Here is a 7121-nt window from a genome sequence, read left to right as displayed (position 1 = left end):
GACACTCCGCTTTCGCGAGCAGGCTCGCTCCCACAATGGGTTTTCTTAACCGTTGAGGACGGTGCGGATCATCTGGGTCAGCGCTTGCGGGCTGTAGGGCTTGCTCAGCAAATGGGTGTCGGGGCTGAGTTGGTGGTTGCGCGAGATAATGTCACGGGTGTGACCGGAGGTGAACAGTACGGCCAAAGGTGGGTTCTGCACTTTCGCCCACGCCGCCAGGTCAGAGCTCTTGATCAGGCCGGGCATGACCACGTCGGTGAAGATCAGGTCCACCACCACGCCCTCCAGCAACATCTGCATGGCGACGTCGGCATTGGCCGCCGTCAGCACCTGATAACCCTCTTCGCGCAGCAACTCCACCGTCGAAGTGCGCACGGCTTCATTGTCCTCGACCACAAGAATCCGTTCGTGCCCACCCCGTTGCGGAATATCAAGGACTGCTGCCTCACTGTCCGCTGTACGCAGGCTGCGCGGGAAATACAGCTGCACCCGGGTGCCCTCCCCGACGGTGCTGGACATCTCGACATGCCCACCGCTCTGCTTGACGAAACCGAACACCATGCTCAGGCCCAGCCCCGTGCCCTGGCCGTCGGGCTTGGTGGTGAAAAACGGTTCGAAGGCTTGTGCCAGCACTTGCGGCGGCATGCCGGAGCCGGTATCGGCCACCGTCACACGCACATAGTCGCCGGCGACGATCCCCTTGCCCGCGCAGAACGTGCGGTCGAGGGTGACGTTGTCGGCGCTCAACTCAATGATCCCCTCACCCTTCATCGCGTCCCGGGCATTGATCGCCAGGTTGAGGATGGTGTTTTCCAGTTGATTGCGATCGACAAACACTGCCCAGGGATCTTCGGCAGCGCTCATCTGGATCTGCAGGGTTTCCCCCAGGGCACGCTGCAACAGCTCGCCCAGGCCATCGAAAATCTGCTGCGGCGTGCAAATCGCCGGGGACAGCGGCTGGCGCCGTGCGAAGGCGAGCAATTGCGAAGACAGTTTGGCGCCACGCTCTACGGCAGCAATCGATGCCGCCACACGGCGTTGCACGTTGGCATTGCCCGGCTCATGACGCGCCAGCAAGTGCAGGTTGCCGGCGATCACTTGCAACAGGTTGTTGAAATCGTGGGCCACGCCACCGGTCAAGCCGCCGATGGCTTCGAGTTTCTGTGACTGACGCAGTTGCTCTTCCGCCGCCAGCCGCGCGTCGACTTCGTCGGCGACGCGCTGCTCCAGATTACGGGTGAACCTGAGCAGGGACTCTTCGGCAGTCTTGCGTTCATGGATGTCAATCAATACCCCGGGGAACCGAAACGGTTCGCCCTGCTCATCAAACTCGCAACAACCGCTGGCGAGCACCCACAGGTAAGTGCCATCGGGGCGCAGCACCCGGTATTCGGCGTTAAAGGGTGCAGCGGTTTCCATGGACTGTTTGACTTGCTCCTGAACCCAGCTGCGATCATCGGGATGGATGCGCGCTTCGGCGATGTCCTGGGGCAGGTTGTCCAGGGGTTGCCCGGCAGGATAGGAAAAGGTGCGGGCAAAGCGTTCATCGCCGCTCAGTACGTCAGCCTTGATGTCCCAGACAAACGAACCGAGCAAAGCCCCGGCATTGAGTGCCAGGCGCACCCGTTCGTTGTCGGCGCGATAAGCATTTTCGGCGGCCTGGCGCAGGCGTTCGGAAATCACGAATTCGGTGGTTTCGACCACCATTGCCATGACGCCTGCAGGGCAGCCGTCATCGTTGGCGACCGGGCTGTAATACAGATCCAGCCAGACGTCTTCGGGCACTCCGTCGCGCAGCAGCACCAGCACTTTGTTGCGGTAGGACAAGGTGCCGCCGGCGAGGCAGGTATCGACCACATGCCGGTTGAAATCGGCCACTTCCGGCCAGCCCAGCTCCACCGGCGAACCCAACAGGTAGGGATGGCGCCCGCCGGCGAATTTCGAATAGGCGTCGTTGTAGATCATGTAGCCGGGCCGGCCCCAAAGCATCACCATCGGCAGCGGCGAGGCGAGCATCAGCTGTACCGTGCTGTTCAGGCTCCTTGGCCAGGTATCGATGGCGCCAAGCTCGGTGTGGCTCCAATCGAACGCACGAATGCGCCCGGCCATTTCGCCGCTCCAGCCGGCACACCCGTGGCTATCGTCTAGAAACTGCATTGGCTGGCTCTGTATCCGGTGACTGCACCCGTTTGTTTCGAGCATCGCGGATGCCAATGGTTTCATAGAGGTATAGCTGATTCTCGCGGGACCCATGGCCACCGCAGATCCCGGTGGGAGCGAGCCTGCTCGCGAAGGGGCCGGCACATTCAACATCTATGGCGACTGACACTCCGCATTCGCGAGCAGGCTCGCTCCCACAGGTTGCAAGCCGTGCGGCTACACCTCAATCAAATGCTTGAGCGGGTTGTAGCTGGTTTTCAAGGTGGCAGCGACATCGAGAATCGCTTTCTCGATGCCATTCAAGTGCATGCAAGTCAGCTCGATTGCCGCGCTCTGGTTGCCCGCTTCGATGTATTCGATCAAGCGCAAATGCTCGTCGTCGCGACAGGCTTCGTGGCTGTCGTCATCCAGGGCGGCGGCGTACAGCGAAGCCCGGGAAATCAGTTTCTGGAACCAGTCCAGCAACACCGGATTGTTCAAGCTGCGGGCGAGTTTGATGTGGAACTCACCGAGCAGATGAATCAACCGCTCATGGTCGCCGCTTTGGTGCGCTTCGTCCTCCAGCAACAGGTGATCGCGCAAGTCCTGGGTCACGGCGGTATCTCGCCGACGGCACAACTCGCTGACAATGCCGATCTCGACCAGGCGCCGGGTTTCGAACAGCGAACGGATCTCTTCGTCGCTGGGCAACGAGACCGACGCACCTTTATTGGGCTCGGTGGTGACCAGGCCATCGGCTTCCAGTTGCTTGAGCGCGGCACGAACCGACGTGCGGCTGACATTGAAAAGTTCAGCCAGCGAGGCCTCGCCGAGCTTCATGCCGGGCCGCAGGGTGCGCTTGCTGATCGCCTCGTAAACCCCTTGGTAGACGCGGTCGACCGTGGTTTCCAGTTTCTTTTCCGCCATTCGATGACTCCTTGAGCGCTATGCAACCGGCCCCAGGCGAATGAACAGCCTTGAAAAAGGGGGTTGCACGAGCAGGTTAATCCGGGTATTTCTAAATTGCATCCAGATTTTGCATACAATAATTAGAGGAATGCACCATTATGGGTCATCCAGTTGCAATTGAAGTGCGTAACGTCTCCAAGCGATATTCCGACGATCCCGGCCTGGCACCGGCCCTCGATCATGTATCGGTCGATATTGCCGACAACGAGTTCTTCACCCTGCTTGGCCCCTCCGGCTGTGGCAAAACCACCCTGCTGCGCACCATCGCCGGCTTCGAGCACGTCAGCGACGGTGAAATCCGCCTCGCTGGCGAACCCGTCAACGACTTGCCGCCGTTCAAGCGGCGGGTCAACACAGTGTTCCAGAGTTACGCGTTGTTTCCGCACATGAGTGTTGCGCAGAATATCGCCTTCGGCCTCGAGATGCAGGGTCTTGATCGCAAGCTGATCCCGCAGCGGGTCGATGAAATGCTGGCGCTGGTGCAAATGCAGCACCTGGCTCGACGCAAACCGGCAGAACTGTCCGGCGGCCAGCAGCAACGGGTGGCTCTGGCCCGGGCCCTGGCACCGAAACCCAAAGTGTTGCTGCTCGACGAACCACTGTCGGCGCTGGACCTCAAGCTGCGCAAGGAAATGCAGGTCGAACTCAAGCGTGTGCAAAAGGAAGCGGGCATCACCTTCATTTTTGTCACCCACGATCAGGAAGAAGCCCTGACCCTGTCCGATCGCATTGCCGTGATGTCCGCCGGCAAGATCCTGCAGATCGGTACGCCCAACGACATCTACGAACGGCCGCAGCATCAATTCGTCGCCCAGTTCATTGGTGACATCAACTTCCTGCCCGGGCACCTCAAACGCGGGCAAAACAACGAACACCTGTTCGTGCCCAGCGGTATGCCGGTGGAAATCCCCTGCCCGGCCCAAGGCATCGACGGCAAGGTGCAGCTGGCGTTCCGCCCGGAACGTTCGCAACTGGTGGACCCGGCGCAACCGCATCACCTGCGCGGGGTGATCGAGGCCGTGCTGTACGTCGGCACCGCAACCCTCTACCAGTGCCGCTTGAACAACGACATCAAGGTCATGCTGCGTGAAAACAACGAAGGCCTGAACCGCAGCCGTGGCGTCGGTGATCGCGTGGCGGTCAACCTGCCGCCTCACGCCTGCCTGTTGATGGAGGCCTGAGATGAGCGTCAGCAGCACTTCTCCCGCCCTTAACCGCGCGCTGTTGCTCAGCCCGGTGGTTCTGACCCTGCTGGCCCTGATCGCCATTCCGCTGGGCATCATGGGCTATATCAGCCTGCTGCCGCGCAACGTCTACGGTGGCGTCGACTGGCAGGCCGACTGGCAATTGCAAAGCTACGTGCAGTTGTTTTTCCAGGAAGGTTTCGACGGTGAGCTTGAGCTCAATTGGGTCTACGCCCAGGCACTGTTGCGCTCGGTGTTCCAGGCCGGTGGTACCACGGTGCTGTGTTTCCTGTTCGGCTTTCCGGTGGCGCTGTGGATGTCGAGCCTGACACCCCGTCGACGCAACCTGATGGTTCTGCTGATCACCATCCCCTTCTGGACCAACCTGCTGATCCGCAATTACGCCTGGCTGATCATCCTGCGCGAACAGGGCTGGGTCGCCCAGAGCCTCAATGCGCTGTTCCCCAGCGCCGGCGGCATCACCCTGCTCTACAACGACTTCGCCGTCAGCGTCGGGCTGGTCTACAGCTTCCTGCCGTTCATGATTCTGCCGATCTACTCGACCCTTGAAAAACTCGACTGGCGTCTGGTGGAAGCGGCCTATGACCTGGGCGCCAACCGCTGGCATGCGCTGCGGCGGATCATCCTGCCGCTGTCGATGCCGGGAGTGATTGCCGGTTCCCTGCTGGTATTCGTGCCCAGCCTCGGCGCCTTCATCACGCCGGCAATTCTCGGCGGCGGCAAGACCCTGATGATCGGCAATCTGATCCAGCAACAGTTCGGCACCGCGCGCAACTGGCCGCTGGGCAGTTCTCTGTCGTTCCTGCTGCTGGGGATTCTGCTGCTGTCCCTGGTGCTGTATGCCCTCTACAGCCGCAGTGCCGCCAACACTCTTCGTCGGGGAGCCACCGCATGATCGCCCTGCACCTGAAAAAACTGCCGATGACCCGGGAAGTCAGCCTGCTGATCCTGGCCTACCTGTACCTGCCGATCTTTGTGCTGATCGCCTACAGCTTCAACGCCAACCGCTCGGCGACGGTATGGACCGAGTTTTCGTTCGACTGGTATGGACGCATCCTGGCCAACCCGTCGATCCAGACCGCCGCGCTGAACTCGATCATCGTCGCCGGTATCGCCACAGTGTGCGCCACGGCGATTGCCTTGCTCGCGGCACTGGCAACTTACCGGCCGTTCTACGGGCAGAAGATGGTCGAAGGCGGGATCAACCTGCCGCTGATCCTGCCGGAAATCGTCACCGCCGTCGCCACCCTGCTGCTGTTCATGGCACTGGGGATCAAGCTCGGTTTGCTGACGGTGATCGTCGCCCATATCGGCTTCTGCATTCCCTTCGCCTACCTGCCGATCCGCGCGCGGCTCAATGACCTGGACAAGAGTCTGCTGGAAGCGGCGAACGATCTGTACGCCAATCCCTGGCAGGTGTTCCGGCGGGTGACGCTGCCGCTGTTGTGGCCGGCGGTGCTGTCCGGTTCGGTGCTGGCGTTCGTGGTCAGCCTCGACGATTTCATCATGACCTTCTTCGTCGCCGGCCCCGGTTCCACGACCCTGCCGGTGTACATCTTCTCGGCGATCAAGGCCGGCGTGACGCCGGAGATCAATGCGATCTCGACCCTAATGCTGGTGATTTCCATCGTGCTGGTGGTGCTGGCCTTTTGGCTGGGACAGCGCGGTAAAAACCAATAAACCCTGGAGCCCGCTGTTATGAATAAAAAGCCCATGAAAAAGAACATCAAAAACATGTGTTTCGCCGTCACCGGTCTGGCCCTGAGTTGCTTCACCGCCATCAGCGCCCAGGCCGCCGAGCCCAAGCAACTGTTCTTCTACAACTGGACCGATTATTACCCGGTGGACCTGCTGGCCAAGTTCGAGAAGGAGACCGGCATCAAGGTCACCATGGACGGCTACGACAGCAACGAAACCCTGCTGGCCAAGTTGCAGGCCGGTGGCGCCGCCTATGACGTGATCGTGCCGTCGCAGTCGATCATGCGCACCCTGATCAACCAGAACCTGTTGCTGGAAATCGACGCGCCGACCCTGCCCAACTTCCAGTACGTGAAGCCGGCGTTCCGCGACCCGAGCTTCGACCCCGGCCGCAAATTCTCGGCACCGTACCTGTGGGGCACCACCGGGTTCTCCTATGACAGCGCGCGGGTGCCCGGCGGCAAGCTCGATGACTCGTGGAAAGAGTTCTTCGAGCCGCGCAAGGAACTGCAAGGCCAACTCGCCGCCCTCGACACGTCCAGCAGCGTGATCAACGCCGCCAGCCATTACCTGAACGTCGACGAATGCACGGAAAACCCGCAGGACGCCAAGCGCATTCTGGAACTGCTGCAAAAGCAGAAGCCGTTCCTGAAGATGTACAGCTCGGACAACACCGTCGACCGCATGGCCTCCGGTGAGGTGATCATGATGCAGAACTGGAACGGTTCTACCGCGCGGGCCACCTTGCAGAAGAGCACCATCAAGTACGTGTATCCGAAAGAGGGCCTGGCGATGTTCCAGGACAACTTCGCCGTACCGAAAAGCGCACCGCACCCCGGCAACGCGAAAATCTTCATCGACTGGATGATGAAACCGGAAAACGCCGCGGCCGTGTCCAACGCCATCGCCTACGCCAACGGCATCCAGAGCGACAAGCTGATCGATGCCAAATGGCGGGTCATGGACGCCATCAACATGCCCGACGAGTTCGCCTCGCGCCTGCGTCCTGAAAAGGAATGCAGCAACAAGGCGCGGGAACTGCAGGACCGGATCTGGGCGAAGCTCAAGGGCTGATCTGAAACCCAGTCGCGGCCTTCGCGAGCAGGCTCG

Annotated in this window: 6 protein-coding genes; 4 read left to right on the top strand and 2 right to left on the bottom strand. The window is 60.8% G+C overall.

Features of this window, described 5'->3' with window-relative positions; all coding sequences use genetic code 11:
- Positions 1-45 precede the first annotated feature (45 nt).
- Positions 46-2157, bottom strand: coding sequence for an ATP-binding protein (locus tag ACW9HW_RS27830; RefSeq protein ID WP_457402523.1), 2112 nt, complete (start codon positions 2155-2157; stop codon positions 46-48).
- A 219-nt stretch (positions 2158-2376) separates the two neighbouring features.
- The gene (locus tag ACW9HW_RS27825; RefSeq protein WP_095194661.1) at positions 2377-3066 is read right to left on the bottom strand and encodes a GntR family transcriptional regulator; all 690 of its coding nucleotides are present in this window, start codon (positions 3064-3066) and stop codon (positions 2377-2379) included.
- A 140-nt stretch (positions 3067-3206) separates the two neighbouring features.
- Between ACW9HW_RS27825 and ACW9HW_RS27820 the strand changes: the two genes are divergently transcribed.
- The 4 genes from ACW9HW_RS27820 to ACW9HW_RS27805 are packed head-to-tail and all read left to right on the top strand — an operon-like array spanning position 3207 to position 7085.
- Positions 3207-4289 (top strand): ABC transporter ATP-binding protein, encoded by a 1083-nt coding sequence (locus ACW9HW_RS27820; RefSeq protein ID WP_095194660.1) that lies wholly within the window; start codon positions 3207-3209, stop codon positions 4287-4289.
- A 1-nt stretch (position 4290) separates the two neighbouring features.
- Positions 4291-5208, top strand: a complete 918-nt coding sequence (locus tag ACW9HW_RS27815; protein WP_095194659.1) for an ABC transporter permease — start codon at positions 4291-4293, stop codon at positions 5206-5208.
- Positions 5205-5993 carry an ABC transporter permease gene (locus ACW9HW_RS27810; RefSeq protein ID WP_207265706.1) on the top strand — a complete coding sequence of 263 codons (789 nt, stop codon included), beginning with the start codon at positions 5205-5207 and terminating at the stop codon, positions 5991-5993. Before ACW9HW_RS27815 ends, ACW9HW_RS27810 begins: the two co-directional genes overlap by 4 nt.
- Positions 5994-6011: 18 nt before the next feature.
- The gene (locus tag ACW9HW_RS27805; RefSeq protein WP_256590228.1) at positions 6012-7085 is read left to right on the top strand and encodes an extracellular solute-binding protein; all 1074 of its coding nucleotides are present in this window, start codon (positions 6012-6014) and stop codon (positions 7083-7085) included.
- Positions 7086-7121: the final 36 nt, after the last annotated feature.

The organism is Pseudomonas sp. SDO5532_S415 (assembly GCF_054071155.1).
This window is presented reverse-complemented; position numbering and strand designations above follow the sequence as displayed.

Excerpts from the sequence above, each read along its gene's own strand:
- ACW9HW_RS27805 (WP_256590228.1), top strand. The coding sequence starts at position 6,012 with ATGAATAAAAAGCCCATGAAAAAGAACATCAAAAACATGTGTTTCGCC.
- ACW9HW_RS27815 (WP_095194659.1), top strand. The coding sequence starts at position 4,291 with ATGAGCGTCAGCAGCACTTCTCCCGCCCTTAACCGCGCGCTGTTGCTC.
- ACW9HW_RS27820 (WP_095194660.1), top strand. The coding sequence starts at position 3,207 with ATGGGTCATCCAGTTGCAATTGAAGTGCGTAACGTCTCCAAGCGATAT.
- ACW9HW_RS27810 (WP_207265706.1), top strand. The coding sequence starts at position 5,205 with ATGATCGCCCTGCACCTGAAAAAACTGCCGATGACCCGGGAAGTCAGC.
- ACW9HW_RS27825 (WP_095194661.1), bottom strand. The coding sequence starts at position 3,066 with ATGGCGGAAAAGAAACTGGAAACCACGGTCGACCGCGTCTACCAAGGG.
- ACW9HW_RS27830 (WP_457402523.1), bottom strand. The coding sequence starts at position 2,157 with ATGCAGTTTCTAGACGATAGCCACGGGTGTGCCGGCTGGAGCGGCGAA.